Below are 16437 nucleotides of genomic sequence, written 5' to 3'. Positions count from 1 at the left end.
ACAAGGAGATTCCCCATGACCACGACATCCATCCCCATCCAGAACGTCACGCAGAAGGCTGACACCCGCCGCTTCCCGCTCGATCAGTGGTATGTGGCGGGCTTTTCTTCCGAGCTCACCGACAAGCCCATCGCACGGACCTTCCTGAACCAGAAGGTGGTGCTGTTCCGCACCGGCGAAGGCCAGGTGGCGGCGCTGGAGGACCGCTGCTGCCACCGCTCCCTGCCACTGTCATGCGGAACGGTCGAAGGCACGGGCGTGCGATGCGGCTACCACGGCCTGCTCTACGCACCGAACGGGCAATGCATCGAGATTCCAGGGCAGGAACGGATCCCGTCCAAGGCCAGGGTGAAGTCCTATCGCGTCGTCGAGAAGAACCAGATCATCTGGATCTGGATGGCCCGGGACGACGCGGCCGAGCCGACCCGCTCGCCGCCCGACTACCCGTTCCACGACGACCCGCGCTACAAGTTCGGCAGCGGCAACTACCACTACCAGTCGCCCTGGCAACTGATCCACGACAACCTGCTCGATCTGAGCCACCTGGGCTACGTGCACCTGCACACCATCGGCGGCGATGCCAAGCTGCACATGAACGCGCCGATGAAGGTCACCTCCGAAGGCGACTGGGTCAAGGTCGTGCGGCTGATGCCCGATTCGTCGCCGCCGCCGACCTATCGCGCAGCCTGGCCGTTCGGCGACAAGTGCGAGCGCTGGCAGGAGATCGAATTCGACGTGACGCATCTGCGAATCTGGACCGGGGCCGTGGAGCCTGGCACGGACGCGATCGATGACCCGAACCGCGGCGGATTCCACATGCGCGGCTTTCACGGCATCACGCCCGAGACCGACGAGACCTGCCACTACTTCTGGAGCATGTCGAGCACCAAGCATCCCGACATGCCCGAGAACATCGACGCCGTCGTGCAGCAGACCGCCTTCACCTTCGACGAGGACCGCACGATCATCGAGGCGCAGTACCGCAACATGCTGGAGTTCGGGGACAAGGCGAACTGGATCGACATTCACGTCGATGCCGGCGCGAACCGCGCCCGGCGCATCGTGGCCGAACTGCTCAAGCAGCAGGCAGCGGCAGAGCCGACCCTTCCGTGAAACCGACAAGCAGGAGACACACCATGGCCGACAACAGAGGCGTCGTATACGTATCCCAGGGCAAGGTCGAGGTCCGCGCCATCGACTACCCCAAGCTGCTCAACCCGCAGGGTCGCACCGCCAACCATGGCGTCATCCTCAAGGTGCTGACGACCAACATCTGCGGCTCCGACCAGCACATGGTGCGAGGACGCACCACGGCGCCGGCCGGCCTGGTGCTGGGCCATGAGATCACCGGCGAGGTGATCGAAGCGGGCAAGGACGTCGAGACGCTCGCCGTCGGAGACATCGTCTCGGTGCCCTTCAATGTCGCCTGTGGGCGCTGCCGCCTGTGCAAGGAACGCCAGACCGGCGTGTGCCTGACGGTCAACGAGTCGCGTCCCGGCGGCGCCTATGGCTACGTCGACATGGGTGGCTGGGTCGGCGGACAGGCCGAGTACGTGATGGTGCCCTATGCCGACTTCAACCTCCTGAAGTTTCCCGACCGCGAGCAGGCGATCGAGAAGATCCGCGATCTCACCTGCCTGTCGGACATCCTGCCCACGGGCTACCACGGCGCCGTCACCGCGGGCGTGGGCCCGGGCAGCACGGTGTACGTGGCCGGCGCGGGCCCGGTGGGTCTGGCTGCCGCGGCATCGGCGCGTCTGCTGGGCGCCGCTGTCGTCATCGTGGGCGACGTCAACCCGGCCCGCCTCGAACACGCCAGGGCGGTCGGCTTCGAGACCGCCGACCTGTCCACCGACACACCCCTGGGCGAGCAGATCGCCGCCATCCTGGGTGTCCCGGAAGTCGACAGTGCGGTGGACGCGGTGGGCTTCGAGGCACGCGGTCATGGCCACGAGGGTGCGCAGCACGAAGCCCCCGCAACCGTGCTGAATTCGCTCATGGAGGTCACGCGCGCCGCTGGCAAGATCGGCATCCCCGGGCTGTACGTGACGGACGATCCAGGCGGTGTGGACAAGGCGGCCAAGACGGGTTCTCTCAGCATTCGGCTTGGCCTGGGCTGGGCCAAGTCCCACAGCTTCATGACCGGTCAGACGCCGGTGATGCAATACAACCGGGCGTTGATGCAGGCCATCCTGTGGAACCGCATCGACATCGCCAATGTGGTGGGCGTCAAGCTCATCTCGCTGGACGAGGCGCCGGCGGGTTATGCCCAGTTCGACGCCGGCGCGCCCACCAAGTTCGTCATCGACCCTCACGGGCAGCTCAGGAGATAGGCGCAACACCGCCAACACTCGCGCATGTCATGCGCGGGCCTGCGCATCGGGCCCTCCCGGGGGAGCTACAGTGGCGTCAGCAACTCCGAGTTCCTTCCCGATGCCTCGTACCAAGACTCCCCCCGCGCGCAAGGCAGCCTCCAAGGCCGCCGCGGGTGACGTGATCAATCTCGACAACTACGCGCCCGCGTACCTCACCTGGATCGCCAACAAACTGTCGAGCGGCGCCTCGCAGGCCTACCTCGCCGCCTTCGACGTCGGCATCGAGAGCTGGCGCGTGCTGGTGCTGCTGGCCATCGAAGGCTCGATCTCGGCCCAGAAGGCATGCGGCGTGATCGGCATGGACAAGGCATCGATGAGCCGCTGCTTCAAGAGCATGCAGGCACGCGGCTTCATCGACATCGCGCTCGACCCCGAGGACGGACGTGCCCGCATCGCGACGCTGACCCAGGCCGGTCGCGCCGTGCACGACCAGATCCGGGACATCGCGATGGAGCGCGAACGCGCCTTCATGTCGGTGCTGACGGCGGCCGAGCGCAAGCTGCTTCTGGACCTTCTGCGCCGACTGCATGAGAACCTGCCGGCGGTCGAGACTGCGACCCGTGCGCATCTGAGCCGGCACCATCCCCAGGCGTTGCGACGGCGGGGATCCAAGGATTCGGAATCCTGAGTCTTCGCTCGCCGCGGCCACGCGGGCTTCAGGGCAGATCGAACAGCCTGCGGGCGTTGCCGCCCAGGACGGCTGCGCGCTCCGAAGCATTCCAATCCGGTGCCACCAGTTCATGCGGCGTGTAGTGCCCCATGTCGAAGGGATAGTCGGTGCCCAGCAGCACCTGCGAAACGCCCACGACCTCGATGAGATGGCGCAGGGCCGCGCTGTCGTACACCACGGTGTCGAAGTACATCTCGCGCAGGTATTCCGAAGGCTTGCGCGCCATCGTCTGTGCCTCCGGCCGTACCTTGCGGGCGTGTTCCGAGCGCCCGAGATAGGTGGGCAGGTAGCCGCCCCCGTGCGCAGCCAGGAGGCGCAAGCCCGGATGCCGATCGAGCAGCCCGCTGAAGATGAGCCGTGACAGCGCAAGGGTCGTCTCCAGCGGCTGGCCGATCGTGTTGTTGAGATAGTGCGTCGCCACCCGGGCACCGAGCGTGGTGCCGAAGGGATGGACGAACACCACGGCCTCGAGACGGGCCGCCGCGTGCCAGAAGGGCTCGAGGCTCGGGTCGTCGAGCTCCTTGCCTTCCACCGACGTGGAAATCTCCACGCCTTCGAGGCCGAGCACGCGGATCGCGTACTCCAACTGTTCCGCGGCCATCTCCGGATGCTGCAAGGCCACGGTGCCGAGGCCGCGCAGCCGTCCGGGGTGCTGCGCGCACAGCGCAGCGATGCCTTCGTTCTGGACGCGGACGACTTCGCGCGCGAGCGCCGTCTCCGCCCAGTAGTAGTACTGGTTCGGCGACGGGCTGATGACCTGCACGTCCACGCCCATCGCATCCATGTCGTCCAGGCGCTGCGAGACCTGCGTGAGTCTGGGGAAGGCATGCGGCAGCATGGTCTTCAGGTTGTGTGCGACCGAGGCATCGCCCATCGCCTCGCGCATCGCAGCCGGCTCCGCGAGCTTCATCGGATGGGAAGCGACCAGTGCCTCCGCGGCGAGCGTCATCACGTGGCAATGGACGTCCACGACGAACAGCCGCTCGGGCCTGGACCCGCCCGCGGACCGCTCGCTGTCTGCCGGGCAGCATGGCGAGCCGCCGCGTCCGCAGAAATGCAACCAGTTCATCGCGCCGCCTGCAGGCGCTCGTCGAAGATCGCCACCGCGCGCGTCCAGCCCGCGGAAGCGGCACGGATCTTGTGCGGGAAGCACGAGATGTAGAAGCCGTGAGGCGGCAAGGCCTCCAGGTTGTGCAGCTTCTCGAGGTGGCAATAGCCGATGTCGCGTCCGGCCTTGTGGCCTTCCCACAGCAGGCTCTTGTCGCCGGTCTCGGCGAACTTCTTCGCGGTGTAGCTGAACGGGGCGTCCCAGCTCCAGGCGTCCGTGCCCGTAAGGCGCACGCCGCGCTCCAGCAGGTACATCGTCGCCTCGTAGCCCATGCCGCAGCCGGCGTTGACATAGTCGTTGTGGCCGTAGCGCGATCCGGCGCGCGTGTTGACCACCACGATGTCGAGCGGCGCCAGCGCATGGCCGATGCGCGCGAGTTCGGCATCGACTTCGGCAGCGCTCACCACATGGCCATCCGGAAGGTGCCGGAAGTCCAGCTTGACGCCGGGCTTGAAGCACCAGTCGAGCGGCACCTGATCGATGGTGATCGACGGCCGCGAGCCCCCCAGCTTGGCGTCCATGGTGGAATGAAAGTGCCATGGGGCGTCCAGGTGCGTACCGCTGTGGGTGGTGAGCCGCACCCACTCCGCCGCGGCCGCCTCGCCCTCGGGAAAATCATCCTCGTGCGTCCCTGGCAGCAGCTGGGTGAACTCCTTCACGGTGTCCTTGTGGGTCTGGTATTCGATGTGCGGCGCGAGCGGCGGCGGATCGGAGAGGACGTCGTTCTCCAGGAAGATCGAAAGGTCGACAAAGGTGGTGGTCATGGTGGGGTGTCCGACGGGAGTTGACGGGGCTTCAAGGCTGCTGCCAGCGCAGCAGCCGGCGCTCGATGAGCGAAAGGATGGCGTTGCTGCCGACGCCGATCAGCGCGAGCAGCACGACGCCTGCGAACAGTTCGGCGGAACGGAAGCTGCGCGCGGCCTGCATGACGGCGGTGCCGAGGCCGTCCTGCGAGGCCAGCATCTCGCCCACGATCGCCAGGATCAGCGCCACCGTGAGCGACAGCCGAAGCCCGCCCAGCACGTCGGGCAGCGCATTCGGCAGTCCGACCTTCCAGATGAAGGCCGCACGTGGCATGCGCAGCACCTGCCCGACCTCGACGAGCCGGGGCTCGACCGAGGCGAAGCCGTGCACCGTGGCCAGCAGCACCGGCCAGACCGCACCGAAGGCGATCACCGCGAGCACCATGCCGGGCGACAGGCCCATGAATGCGATCGCCAGCGGCATGACGGCCGAGGCGGGCAGCGGCCGGATGAATTCCAGCGTCGGCTGCAGCCAGGCACGCAGCAACGCCGAGGTGCCGATCAGGGCCCCGACCGCGATGCCGACCAGCGAGGCCAGCGCCCAACCGTAGGCCATGCGCTCCACCGTCAAGGCCAGCAGCCTTCCGAGCTCGCCTTGCGCGAAGCCTTCGCGCAGCGCCTGCAGGGTGGAGACCGGCCCGGGCAGGAACACGGGCGAAACCCATTCCTGGTGCGTCGCCAGCGCCCACAGCCCGACGAAGCCGAACACGACGGCCAGCGCCGCGGCCGCGTCCTGGATGCGCACTCGCCCGCTCATCGCGCGCCTCCACCGACCTGCATCGCGCCGAAGAAGCGCCGTTCGAAGGCTTCCAAGGCCGCATTGAGGCCCCAGCCGATGCAGCCCACCCACAGCAGCACCGCGAGCATCGTGTCGGGCGCCAGGCTTTGCTGCGCCGACAGCAGCGCATAACCCAGGCCCTGCGGATTGCTGGCGATCTCGGTGGTCACGGCGACCACGAGCGCAATGCCCACGCACAGGCGCAGCGCGACGAAGAGGCGCGGCAACGCCGCCGGCAGCACGATCTTGCGCACATGAGCGGCAAGCGACAGCCCCAGCACCGCACTGACTTCCGTGAGCCGGGCCGGCACGGTGCGCACCGCGGCATGCGCAAGCAGCAGCATCGGAAAGAACACCGCGAAGCCGATCACCGCGATCTCGAGTCGGTAGCCGAAGCCGAAGACCAGCATCGCGACCGGGATCAGTGCCACCGAAGGAAGCGGCCGCAGCAACTCCACGAGCAGTGCCGCGCTCGCCGCGGCGGGCCGTGACAGCCCCAGCAGCACGCCGGCCAGCAAGCCACCGCCCGCACCCACCAGCAGCCCGCCGAGCGACGCCAGCAGGGTCTGCGCGGTCGCCAGCGCAAGGCTGCCGTCGCCCAGCGCCACGAGCAGCGCGCGCAGCACGGCGCTCGGCGGCGCGACCGCGTCGCTCTGCACGGGATGAGCGCGCCAGGCCAGTTCGCAGCCGACCAGCGCCAGCAGCGGCACGACACCGCCGCGCCAGCGTGCCAGCGGATGGCCGGCGACCGACGAATCGGCCATCAGTGGGTCTCCAGCAGGTAGTCGTAGGCCTGTCGCCGCAGCCGCAGGAACTCGGGCGCCTCGCGCGTGGCGAGCTGCTGGCGCGGGCGCGGCAGGTGCACCGGGAAGGTCCGCGCCAGGCTCGATTGCTCGCCCGGATTGGCGCGCAGCGCAATCACGGTGTCGCTCAGGTAGATGGCCTCGTCGAGGTCGTGCGTGATGAAGAGCACGGTGGTGCCGCTCTCGCGCACCAGGCGCAACATCTCGTCCTGCAGATCCTGCCGCGTCATCGCGTCCAGGGCACCAAAGGGCTCGTCCATCAGCAGAATGGCGGGCTCCTGCGCCAGGCAGCGCGCGATCTGCAGCCGCTGCTGCATGCCGCCGGACAGCTGGCGCGGGAACTTGTCCGCATGCACCGCGAGGCCCACCTTGGCCAGCAGGGCCGCGATGCGCGGCGCGCGCTCCGCTGCGGGCATGCCTGCCGCCTCGAGCGCGAGGCTGACATTGCCGGCCACGGTGCGCCAGGGCAGCAGCGCGTTGGCGTAATCCTGGAAGACGATCGCGACATCGCCTGCCGGGCCGTCGATCGGACGACCCTCGCGCAACACCGCGCCACGCGTCGGCCGCAGCAGCCCCGTCACCAGACGCAGCAGCGTGGTCTTGCCGCAGCCCGAGGGACCGACCACGCTCACGATCTCGCCGGGACGCAGCGCGAAGCTCAGGCGGTGCAGCACGCGGCGCGGGCCGAAGTCGAGGCCCACCTCGTCGAAGGCGATCAACGCTGCGGCGCCCTCGACCACAGGCACCGCACGAAGGTGTGCAGTTCCCGCCGTCATGGCAGGATGGCCGAGCCCAGCATGGGCTGCTTCTTCAGCATGTCCTGGCTGCGCATGGTGTCGACCCAGAAGCGCAGGTGGTCGTCCTTCAACGTCGCGACCCAGTTCGGCCAAGGCGTGGCGCGCAGCACCGGCGGCGGCACCTTGAAGTACTTGCCGATGTCTTCATAGCCCTTGTCCTTGTTGGCATTGCCGAAGCTCACCGCCTCCTGCAGCGCGTCGCGGAAGGCCTTGACGATCTCCGGATTCGCCACCGCCCACTGCCGCGTGGAGACATAGAGCACCGACGAGAAGCCATTGGCCAGGTCATTGGAGAACGCCGGCACGGCCGTGCCGATCTGCCCCTGCACGATGCGCCCGACGAAGGGCTCGGCCGTGGCGACCACGTCGACGCTGCCGCCCTTCAGCACATCGGGCATCTGCGGAATCGCGACCTCGACGAAAGTGACCTTCTTCGGATCGACGCCGTGGTCCATCAGCCACTTGCGCACCAGGAGGTGGATGGTCGCATTGAAGCCCGGCACGCCGACCTTCTTGCCGACCAGGTCGGCCGGAGCGTTGACCGTCACGCCGTTGCGCGCGACCAGCCCGACGCCGCGCGAACTCTTCTCGTAGACGCCACCGCCGGCCACCGCCACCAGATCGAGTCCGCTGTCGATCGCCTGCAGCAGCACGGGCGGCGTCGTGCCGCCGATCTGCACCGACTTCGACATCACGGCCGCGGGAACATTGGGGCTGACCGGGATGAGCTGGAGCGTGACGTCGAGTCCGCGGCGCGCGAAGAATCCCTCTTCCTTGGCGATGAAGATGGCGCCGAATTCCGGCGTCGCGGTGTAGCTCACCGTGATCGGCATCGGCTTGGGCTGCGCCTGCGCAAGGCCAGCGGCCAGCGTGAGAGACAGCAGGCACGAAAGGCCCAGCAGGCGGCGACGGATGAAAGTGGTCATGGGAGTTGTCTCCTGGATGTGTGGATGTCAGCTGTCCGCCGTGATGCGCGCCTTGCGGATCACGCGCGCATAGCGATCGATCTCGGCACTCGTGAAGCGACCGAATTCCGCCGGCGACAGCGGTTGCGGCGCGCCGGTGCCGAACGGCGCCAGCCGCTCGAGCACGTCGGGCTGCCCCATGGCCCAGCGGGTGCCGGCGTTGAGCGTGTCCACGATGGCTGCCGGCGTGCCAGCAGGCGCCCAGAGTCCGAACCAGCTCGTGAACTCGAAGCCCGGAAAGCCCGACTCCGCCACCGTGGGAATGTCGGGCATGGCCGACGAGCGCTGCAGCCCGGTCTGGGCGATGGCGCGCAGCTTGCCGCTTTCGACGAAGGGCTGCACCGCGAGCCAGCTGTTGAGCATGAGCTGGATCTGGCCGCCGACCAGGTCGTTCACGATCGAAGCCGCTCCCTTGTAGGGCACATGCAGCAGTTCGATGCCTGCCGCCTGCGCCAGCATCTCGCCGCCCAGGTGCAGCGAATTGCCGATGCCGGCCGAGCCGTAGCTGATCGATCCCGGCCTCGCCTTGGCGTAGGCGATGAGTTCACGCAGGTCGCGAATCGGCAGCTGCGCGTTGACGACGATCACGAACGGCCCGGGCTGCACCACCTGTGCCACCGGTGCAAAGGCGTTCACGGGGTCGAAGGGAAGCTTGGGATAGAGCGTCGGATTGATGGCTTGTGCCGAACTGTTGAGCAGCAGCGTGTAGCCGTCGGGCGCCGATTTGGCGACGTAGTCGGCGGCGATGGTGCCGTTGGCGCCGGGCTTGGCCTCGATGACGAAGGGCTGCTTGAACCGCTCGGCGAGCTTGTTCGCGAGCAACCGTGCCACCGCATCGGCGCTGCCGCCGACCGCGAACGGCAGGATGATGCGCACCGGCTTGTCGGGATAGGCAGCGGCGTGCGCGACGCCGGTACCCGCGAAGGCGCTGGCGACGGCGCCACTGGCGACCGCGCGCAGGAAGACGCGGCGCGCGGCGTCATGGATGTGGGGTTCGGTCATGGTTGTCTCCTTGAGTCGTTGTAAGCAGGGGTTCGTGCGCCTGCAATGCATTGGCAATCAACAGCGCCGGCGTCGCGTCGTCGACGAAGCCTGCGACGCGCGCCAAGCGATCGTCGAGCGGCGGATAGCGTCCGAAGATGGCCTCGAGCGCGTCGTCGGGCTGGTACTCGACCAGCCGCCGGCGGCCGTCGCCGAATCGCTGCGCGAGCGCATCCACCACCTGCGCCAGAGACAGCCGAAGGACCGGCAACTGCCAAGTGCGACCTGGCTGCTGGGCGCTGGCGTCGAGACGTGCCGCATGCAGCAGATTGCGCACCGCGCATTCGCCGGACATCCACCAGGCACTGGCTTGTGCCGACACCGGACAGACGAAGCGTTCGCCGGCCGCCAAGGCGTGCATCAGTTCGCTCATGAACGCCGAAGCCTGCCCCGCGGGACCACGGGGCCGTGCCACGATGCCGGGCAGGCGAAGGCTGCAGCCCTCGAGTTCGCCTCGGCGCACGAAGTCGGCAAGCGCGATCTCGGCCATGCGCTTGTGCGCACCGTAGCTCAGCGCCGGATGCAGCGGCGTCCGGTCATCGACCTGCGCGGTCAGCCCGGTGCCATAGACGGCGATGGAGCTCGCGAAGACCATCACCGGTCGCGCTCCGTGCTCGGTGCCCGCGCTCGCCACCGCCTCGAACAGATCGAGCGTGGCGTCGAGGTTGATGCGCCGGCCGCGCGCCGGCTCCCGCTCTGCCTGGCCGCCGGGCTGGCTGGCCAGCTGGAACACGGTGTCGCAACGCTCGGCCGCCAGGCGATCGACAAAGGCGGGATCGGCCAGATCACCTTCGATCCAGCGCGCCGATCCTGTGACCGAAGCGCTCGCGCGATCGGCCAGCACCAGTTGCTCGATGCCGGCGTCCGCCGCGCTCAGCCTGCGCGCAAGCAGGCCACCGACGAATCCCGCCGCACCGGTGATCAGCACACGCTTCATGCCTGGCCGGACCCGTCGCGCACCACGCGTTGCTCGATCACGCCGAACGGCGCCTGCGCGTCGGCGCCGCCCTCGGTCCCTTCGAAGCGCGCCTCCATGCGCACCGTGTCGCCGAAACGCATGAAGCCTGTCCGGGCCTCGCCCTGGTCGAGCATCTCGAGCACCCGGCGCTCGGCGATGCAAGATGACCCGGCCTCGCGCTCGGCATTCGAGACGGTGCCGGAGCCGATCACGGTCCCGGCCGAGAGCCTGCGCGTGCGTGCCGCATGGGCGACCAACTCGCCGAAATGGAAGTTCATCGCGCCGCCATGCGCATGCCCGAACCACTGGCCGTTCCAGTCCACGTGCAGCCGCAACTGCACGCGGCCGTCGCGCCAGGCGTCTCCGAGTTCGTCCGGCGTGATCGCGACCGGCGCAAAGGCAGTGGACGGCTTGGCCTGCAGGAAGCCGAAGCCCGACCTCATCTCGCGCGGCCCGAGCGCGCGCAGGCTCCAGTCGTTGATCTGCACCAGCAGCCGGATGCGGTCGAGCGCCGCCGCGGGCGTCACGCCCATCGGCACGCTGTCGAGCACGACGCCGAACTCGCCTTCGAAATCGATCCCGTGCGCCTCGTCCGGCAGCGGCACGGCGTCGTGCGGCCCGAGAAAATCATCGCTCGCACCCTGGTACATCACCGGAACGGTGTCGAACTCGGGGATAGGCGGCGTGTTGAAGGCTCGCTCCATCAGGCGCCCGTGGTGCAGGAAGGCCGAGCCGTCGCACCACTGCGGCGAGCGCGGCAAGGGCGCGGCCGCCTGGCGCGGATCGAAGTCGAAGGCTTCGGGCGCCTGGTCGGAATTGAGCGCGGCGTAGCGCTGTTGCAGCGCCTGGTGACAGGCGCTCCACGTTTCGATGGCGTCGAGCAAGGTCGGGGCGATGTCGTCGGCGGCCACGGCGCGCCGCAGGTCGCGCGAGACGACGACCAGCCGGCCATCTCGGTGGCGAGGATGCTTCAGGGTGGCGAGTTTCATTCTTGTCTCCAGTCTTGGCGAATGCGCGAACGCCTCAGCGCACCTCGTCCCAGTGCACCATGGGCAAGCCCGCAACGGGCGAGCGGAAGCTCGGCAGGGTCGAGCCGCGCAGGCTGCCGAGATAGACCGTGCGCAGATCCGGTCCGCCGAAGGTGATGCTGGCCATCCAGGGTGCGAGGGTTCCGTGGGTCGCCGCGAGGATCTCGGGCGTGAGCCCGCCGGCATCGAAGGCGTCGAGCATGCGCTGCTTGGTGTCCGGCGTGCTGTCGTCGAGCAGCGTGAGCAGTTCGCCTTCGGGCGTGATCGCCACCAGTTCGTCGCTGAAGATCAGCGTCACCCAGAGGTTGCCGAAGGCATCGAACGCGAAACCATCGGGAAAGCCCGGCAACTGCCCGGGGCCGTAGACCTCGCGGTCGGTCAACGCGCCGTTCTCGCCGACACGCAGCCGGGAGATGCGCCTGCCGGTGCTCTCGACCACGTAGAGCCAATCCTCGTCGGCATCGAAGCGGATCTCGTTGGTGCCGCAGAAGCCTTGCGCGACCATCCTGCAGCCACCCTCGTCGATCAGTCCGATGTAGCCGTCGTGGTCCTTGGTCTGGAGCTGGCGGGTCCACGGCGCCTGGCGCGTGGTGACCGTGAACCAGATGCGGCCCTTTCGGTCCCGCAAGACGAAATTGGCCTTGCCCAGTGGTTCGCCGTCGATCCGATCGTGCAGGGTGTTGAGCGCTCCGGTGCGGTCCATGCGCTCGATGGCATCGGTGCCCCAGTTGGCGATCAGGAAGTCGCCATGGGCGTCGAAGGCGAGCCCGTTGGGCAACGATCCCTGGGCATCGACATAGCGGGCCTCGAAACCTTCCTGCGAGGGCTCGGCGGCCACTCGTGGCGTCACTAGCTCTTGCGCGCGGTCGCTGCCGATGCGCATCACGCCGCCACGGGCGTCGGCAGCCCACAGCGTGCCGTCGCGCTCGGCCAGAACGCACTCGGGGCGCTGCAGGTCGTGGCCCACATGGCGGATCGCGGCGCGATCCACCTGCCAGCCCTTCAAGGGGTTGTTGGAGACATGTGATCTGTTCATCGGGGCGCGATGCTATGCAGCACTGTCCGATTCGGGAAATCGACTTTGGCGATCCCAGCCATCGCTTTGCCGCATAGGGGTAAGCCCGCATCGATTGCCCTGCCATCGCGCCCGGCGATGGCAGGTATCGGCAGACTCTGTTTCCCGGTGCCGTACGGCGCGACTAAGCTGCCGCTCCTTCAGCAGAACAAGAATCGAGACAAGCACCGTGTTCCGTTACTTCCCCACCAACTACGTCTGGAACCTGTCGGTCGATCTCGCGCTCGAGATGGGCGCGCGAATAGGCGAGATCGAGGAGATGTGCGCGCCACTGCAGGCCGCCGCCACGCAGGCCGACGACGAGGGCACGCGCGCCTTCCTCGATTCCTGGGTGGCGATGGGCGACAAGCTCTGCCTGCTGGCGCGAGAAGACGAGTCGCACGGACGCCTGCTGTCGGCCGGTGAGAAGCTGTCGCGCGCCGCGGTGTACTTCCTCACCGCCGAGCGCATGCAGGCGCACGGAGCGCCAGGTCGCGCGGCGCTCTATGCGCGGATGCTCGACGCCTTCCAGCGTGGCGTGCGCCTCTCGCACGACAACTGCGAGCGCGTCGAGATTCCCTATGGCGAAAGCGTGATCGCCGGTCTGTACGTGCGCGCCGAAGCCGTATCGGGGCCGGCACCGGTGCTCGTGCAGGTCAACGGCCTCGACAGCACGAAGGAGATGAAATACCGCGTCGGCTTGCCCCACTGGCTCGCGAAACGCGGCGTGTCGTCGCTCGTGATCGACCAGCCCGGCACGGGCGAGGCGCTGCGCCTGCACGGCCTGACGGCGCGCTACGACAGCGAGGCCTGGGCCAGCCCCGTGGTCGATTGGCTCGAGGCGCGCGCAGACATCGACGCCACGCGCATCGGCCTGGAAGGCGTGTCGCTCGGCGGCTACTACTGCCCTCGCGCCGTGGCCTTCGAGCCACGCTTCGCGCTCGGCGTGGTGTGGGGCGCGAACCATGACTGGCGCGATGTGCAGAAGCGCCGGTTGGCGCGAGAAGGCGCGATGCCCGTGCCGCACTACTGGGAGCACGTGCGCTGGGTCTGGGGCGCGAAGGACATGGACGACTTCCTTCGCATTGCAGAGAAGGTCCATCTGGACGGCATCCTGGATCGCATCCGGGTGCCCTTTCTGGTGACGCACGGTGAATCCGACAAGCAGATCCCGCTGGCCTGGGCGCACCGCACCTACGAGCAACTGGTCAACAGCCCCGATCGCGAACTGAAGGTGTTCACGCCCCGCGAAGGCGGCATTCAGCACAGCAGCTTCGACAACAGCATCAACGCCGGCCATTACATCGCCGACTGGGTCGCCGAACGCTTCGACGCGCGCACGGCCTGACCGTCCCTGCAGGCGCGACCGTGCATGGCGCCGTCGTTCGCCTTTCGCCTTTCGCCTTTCGCCTTTCGCCTTTCGATTTGTCACTTCGTTCGAGGATCCCATGACCCTGACCCACTCCCACCTGCCTGCCCGACGCGACGTCCTGCGCACCCTGCTCGCCGCCGGCGCCTCCGCCGTCGCCCTGCCCGGCTGGGCCGCCGACACCTATCCGAGCCGGCCCATCGCCTGGGTCGTCCCCTATCCGACGGGCGGCTTCGGCGATGCGCTGTCGCGCTCGCTGGCACAAAAGCTCTCGGAAAGTCTCAAGGTTCCCGTGATCGTCGACAACCGGCCCGGCGCCGGGGGACAGATCGGCGTGTCCTATGCGAAGCAGCAGCCCGCCGACGGCTACACGCTGCTGTACGGCGACATCGGCCCGTTCTCGATGAATGCCGCCCTGTACGCGAAGCTGCCTTACGACATGCAGAAGGATTTCAGTCCGGTCACCCGGCTTCTGACCTCGCCCTCGTTGCTGGTCGTCGGCGCATCGAGCCCGATCAAGAACTTCGACGATCTCGTCAAGGCCGCGAAGACCGAGAGGGGCGTCAGCTACGGCTCGTACGGCGTCGGCAGCGCGCCCCACGTCTTCGGCGCCATGCTCCAGCGCGAGGCGGGCGGCCGCTACGAACATGTGGCCTACAAGGGGGCCGCGCCGGCCCTGCAGGACCTCATCGGCGGGCACATCGACGTGATGTGCGACGTGATCGCCTCCAGTGCACCGATGGTGCGCGACGGCAAGCTGCGCGCGCTGGCCGTGGTCGGGGTCGACCAGCGGGTGGCCCTGCTGCCCCAGGTACCGACGCTGGCCGAACTCGGTCACGGCTCCTTGAACCTGCTCGGCTGGACCGGCGTCGTTGTGCGCGCCGGCACGCCGCGTCCCATCGTCGATCGCCTGCATCTGGAACTCGTCCAGGCCTTGAAATCACCCGACATCGTCGCCCGCTATACCGAGCTCGGCCTGGGCATCTCGCCGCAGACGCCCGAGCAATTCGGCCAATTCATGCAGGGCGAGGCCCATCGTTGGGGGCAGGTGATCCAGGCCGCGAACATCCGCGTCGACTGAAAGCCTGCGCGCAGCGCCCCTATCATGGGCGCTTTGCCGAAGGCTTCAAGCATTCACCCATGCGATACCAGCGCATCGACCTCAACCTGCTCGTCGCGCTGGACGTTCTGCTCGCCGAGCAAAACGTCACCCGTGCCTCCGAGCGCCTGCACATGACGCAGTCGGCGACCAGCGGCGTGCTGGCGCGGCTGCGTGAGCATTTCGGCGACCCCTTGCTGGTGGCGATGGGACGCAGCATGCGGCTCACGCCGCTGGCCGAGAGCCTGGTGCAGCCGGTGCGTGACGTCATCCTGCGCGTCGATGCGACCCTGTCGATCAAGCCGGATTTCGAGCCGGCCGAGGCGCGGCGTCACTTCGTCATCATCGCCTCCGACTATGTCGATCGCGTGCTGCTTGCCGAGGTGCTGCGGCGGGTCAGTCATGTGGCGCCAGGCCTGAGCTTCGACCTGCGTCCGACCCACGCGGGGATGCTGGCGGACCTCGATCAGGGGCGCGCGGATTTCCTCGTGACGCCGGCCCATCTGGCGGTCGATGCCCATCCCCAACAGGTTCTGTTCGAAGACACCTACCGCGTGATCGCCTGCGAGCAGCATCCCGATCTTCGCGGCAGCATCGATCTGGAGCAATACAAGGAACTCGGCCACGTCGTCTATCAGGACGAGCAAGGCGGCAACCCGTGGTTCGAACAGTGGTACGCCAACGAATTCGGCCGCACGCGTCGCATCGAGGTCATCACGCACGGCTTCAACCTGATGCCGCGGTTTCTCGTCGGCACGCGACGAATTGCAACCATCCAGACGCGCTTGGCCGTGCAGGTCGAACAGTCGATGCCGATCCAGGTCCTCACGCCTCCGATGAACACGCCCCGACTGACGGAAGTGCTGCAATGGCACAGCTTGCGGGACTCCGACCCGGGCACGACCTGGATGCGCGAGCAGATCGTGGAGGTGGCGCGACGACTTCCGGAGCTTCGCCAATAGGCGAGGTCTGGCGCGTTCCGCGTGGCCTGGTTGGCCAATCCGGGCAGCTGAGAAGGCTCTGCAGCGGTTGCGGACAGTGGGCTTCGACCCAACGACGACGCGGTTCGGCCATGCGCGGTCGCATGACGGCGAGGGATCGTGGTGCCTGGTGCTACCAAACTGCGCAGACGGGTGGCACCATTGCCACCGTTTCCAACAGCCGCGGAGAAGCCAATGACTCGCCAGATCGTCTACACACCGAAGGCTGCCAAGCCGCCGGCGACCTACAGTCAGGCGGTCAAGGCCGCCGGGCTCGTCTTCGTCTCTGGAACGTCCCCTGCCGATGCCGTCACGGGCGCGATCGTCGGTAGCACGATCCAGGAACAGACCCGTCAGTGCATGACCAATGTGCAGGCAATTCTCGAGGCGGCGGGCAGCTCACTGGCGAAGGCCGTCAGTTTCACCGTTGTCCTTGCAGACGAAGACGACTTTGCGGGCATGAACGAGGAATGGATCCGATGGTTCCCCTCTGATCCTCCCGCCCGGCAAGGTGCCAAGCTGCCGGCGAGAATTCCGGGCCTCATGGTTTCCATCGCGGCGGTCGCCGAGGCATAAGGGTGAGTGGCGGCGCTCGGCCACAACCAGACG

At 67.8% G+C, this 16437-nt stretch carries 17 protein-coding genes; 7 read left to right on the top strand and 10 right to left on the bottom strand.

The genetic code is table 11. The features are described 5' to 3' along the window. The first annotated feature begins 15 nt into the window (after window positions 1-15). The 3 genes from QTH87_RS06605 to QTH87_RS06595 all read left to right on the top strand — a co-directional run bounded on the left by QTH87_RS06605 (window position 16) and on the right by QTH87_RS06595 (window position 3003). Entirely contained in the window at window positions 16-1113 is a 1098-nt protein-coding gene (locus tag QTH87_RS06605; protein WP_286607845.1) for a Rieske 2Fe-2S domain-containing protein, read from the top strand. 23 nt (window positions 1114-1136) lie between these two features. Further along, a complete protein-coding gene (fdhA, locus tag QTH87_RS06600) occupies window positions 1137-2333 on the top strand; it encodes a formaldehyde dehydrogenase, glutathione-independent (protein ID WP_286607843.1) in 1197 nt (398 codons plus the stop codon). Between the two features lie 100 nt (window positions 2334-2433). Continuing rightward, entirely contained in the window at window positions 2434-3003 is a 570-nt protein-coding gene (locus QTH87_RS06595) for a MarR family winged helix-turn-helix transcriptional regulator (RefSeq protein WP_286607842.1), read from the top strand. 28 nt (window positions 3004-3031) lie between these two features. On the opposite strand, the gene QTH87_RS06590 is transcribed toward QTH87_RS06595, so the two are convergent. Genes QTH87_RS06590 through QTH87_RS06545 form a run of 10 tightly spaced genes read right to left on the bottom strand, consistent with a single transcriptional unit; the run spans window position 3032 to window position 12362 of the window. Further along, window positions 3032-4114, bottom strand: coding sequence for an amidohydrolase family protein (locus QTH87_RS06590; protein ID WP_286607841.1), 1083 nt, complete (start codon window positions 4112-4114; stop codon window positions 3032-3034). Continuing rightward, window positions 4111-4917: a cyclase family protein gene (locus QTH87_RS06585; RefSeq protein WP_286607839.1), complete on the bottom strand. Its 807-nt coding sequence runs from the start codon at window positions 4915-4917 to the stop codon at window positions 4111-4113. Before QTH87_RS06585 ends, QTH87_RS06590 begins: the two co-directional genes overlap by 4 nt. Window positions 4918-4948: 31 nt before the next feature. Next, window positions 4949-5713: an ABC transporter permease gene (locus QTH87_RS06580; RefSeq protein ID WP_286607838.1), complete on the bottom strand. Its 765-nt coding sequence runs from the start codon at window positions 5711-5713 to the stop codon at window positions 4949-4951. Then, window positions 5710-6498 carry an ABC transporter permease gene (locus QTH87_RS06575; RefSeq protein ID WP_286607837.1) on the bottom strand — a complete coding sequence of 263 codons (789 nt, stop codon included), beginning with the start codon at window positions 6496-6498 and terminating at the stop codon, window positions 5710-5712. The genes QTH87_RS06580 and QTH87_RS06575 overlap by 4 nt, the downstream gene beginning before the upstream one ends. Continuing rightward, entirely contained in the window at window positions 6498-7313 is an 816-nt protein-coding gene (locus QTH87_RS06570; protein ID WP_286607836.1) for an ABC transporter ATP-binding protein, read from the bottom strand. The genes QTH87_RS06575 and QTH87_RS06570 overlap by 1 nt, the downstream gene beginning before the upstream one ends. Continuing rightward, complete coding sequence (locus QTH87_RS06565; RefSeq protein WP_286607834.1) at window positions 7310-8260, bottom strand: ABC transporter substrate-binding protein; 951 nt, start codon at window positions 8258-8260, stop codon at window positions 7310-7312. Before QTH87_RS06565 ends, QTH87_RS06570 begins: the two co-directional genes overlap by 4 nt. 27 nt (window positions 8261-8287) lie before the next feature. Continuing rightward, window positions 8288-9301: a tripartite tricarboxylate transporter substrate binding protein gene (locus QTH87_RS06560; protein WP_286607832.1), complete on the bottom strand. Its 1014-nt coding sequence runs from the start codon at window positions 9299-9301 to the stop codon at window positions 8288-8290. Beyond that, window positions 9279-10277, bottom strand: coding sequence for an NAD-dependent epimerase/dehydratase family protein (locus QTH87_RS06555; RefSeq protein ID WP_286607831.1), 999 nt, complete (start codon window positions 10275-10277; stop codon window positions 9279-9281). The genes QTH87_RS06560 and QTH87_RS06555 overlap by 23 nt, the downstream gene beginning before the upstream one ends. Then, on the bottom strand, window positions 10274-11287 hold the full coding sequence (locus QTH87_RS06550; protein WP_286607830.1) for a fumarylacetoacetate hydrolase family protein: 1014 nt from the start codon (window positions 11285-11287) through the stop codon (window positions 10274-10276). The genes QTH87_RS06555 and QTH87_RS06550 overlap by 4 nt, the downstream gene beginning before the upstream one ends. A gap of 34 nt (window positions 11288-11321) precedes the next feature. Then, the gene (locus QTH87_RS06545) at window positions 11322-12362 is read right to left on the bottom strand and encodes an SMP-30/gluconolactonase/LRE family protein (RefSeq protein WP_286607829.1); all 1041 of its coding nucleotides are present in this window, start codon (window positions 12360-12362) and stop codon (window positions 11322-11324) included. A gap of 208 nt (window positions 12363-12570) precedes the next feature. Between QTH87_RS06545 and QTH87_RS06540 the strand changes: the two genes are divergently transcribed. The 4 genes from QTH87_RS06540 (at window position 12571) to QTH87_RS06525 (ending at window position 16404) form a co-directional block, all read left to right on the top strand. Continuing rightward, window positions 12571-13728, top strand: coding sequence for an alpha/beta hydrolase family protein (locus tag QTH87_RS06540; RefSeq protein WP_286607827.1), 1158 nt, complete (start codon window positions 12571-12573; stop codon window positions 13726-13728). 100 nt (window positions 13729-13828) lie between these two features. Next, entirely contained in the window at window positions 13829-14830 is a 1002-nt protein-coding gene (locus tag QTH87_RS06535; RefSeq protein ID WP_286607825.1) for a Bug family tripartite tricarboxylate transporter substrate binding protein, read from the top strand. Next, entirely contained in the window at window positions 14788-15810 is a 1023-nt protein-coding gene (locus tag QTH87_RS06530) for a LysR family transcriptional regulator (protein ID WP_286607822.1), read from the top strand. Before QTH87_RS06535 ends, QTH87_RS06530 begins: the two co-directional genes overlap by 43 nt. 213 nt (window positions 15811-16023) lie before the next feature. Further along, on the top strand, window positions 16024-16404 hold the full coding sequence (locus QTH87_RS06525) for a RidA family protein (RefSeq protein WP_286607820.1): 381 nt from the start codon (window positions 16024-16026) through the stop codon (window positions 16402-16404). Window positions 16405-16437: the final 33 nt, after the last annotated feature.

Origin of the sequence: Variovorax jilinensis (genome assembly GCF_030316885.1) — a bacterium.
GTDB classification, from domain to species: domain Bacteria; phylum Pseudomonadota; class Gammaproteobacteria; order Burkholderiales; family Burkholderiaceae_C; genus Variovorax; species Variovorax jilinensis.
This window is presented reverse-complemented; position numbering and strand designations above follow the sequence as displayed.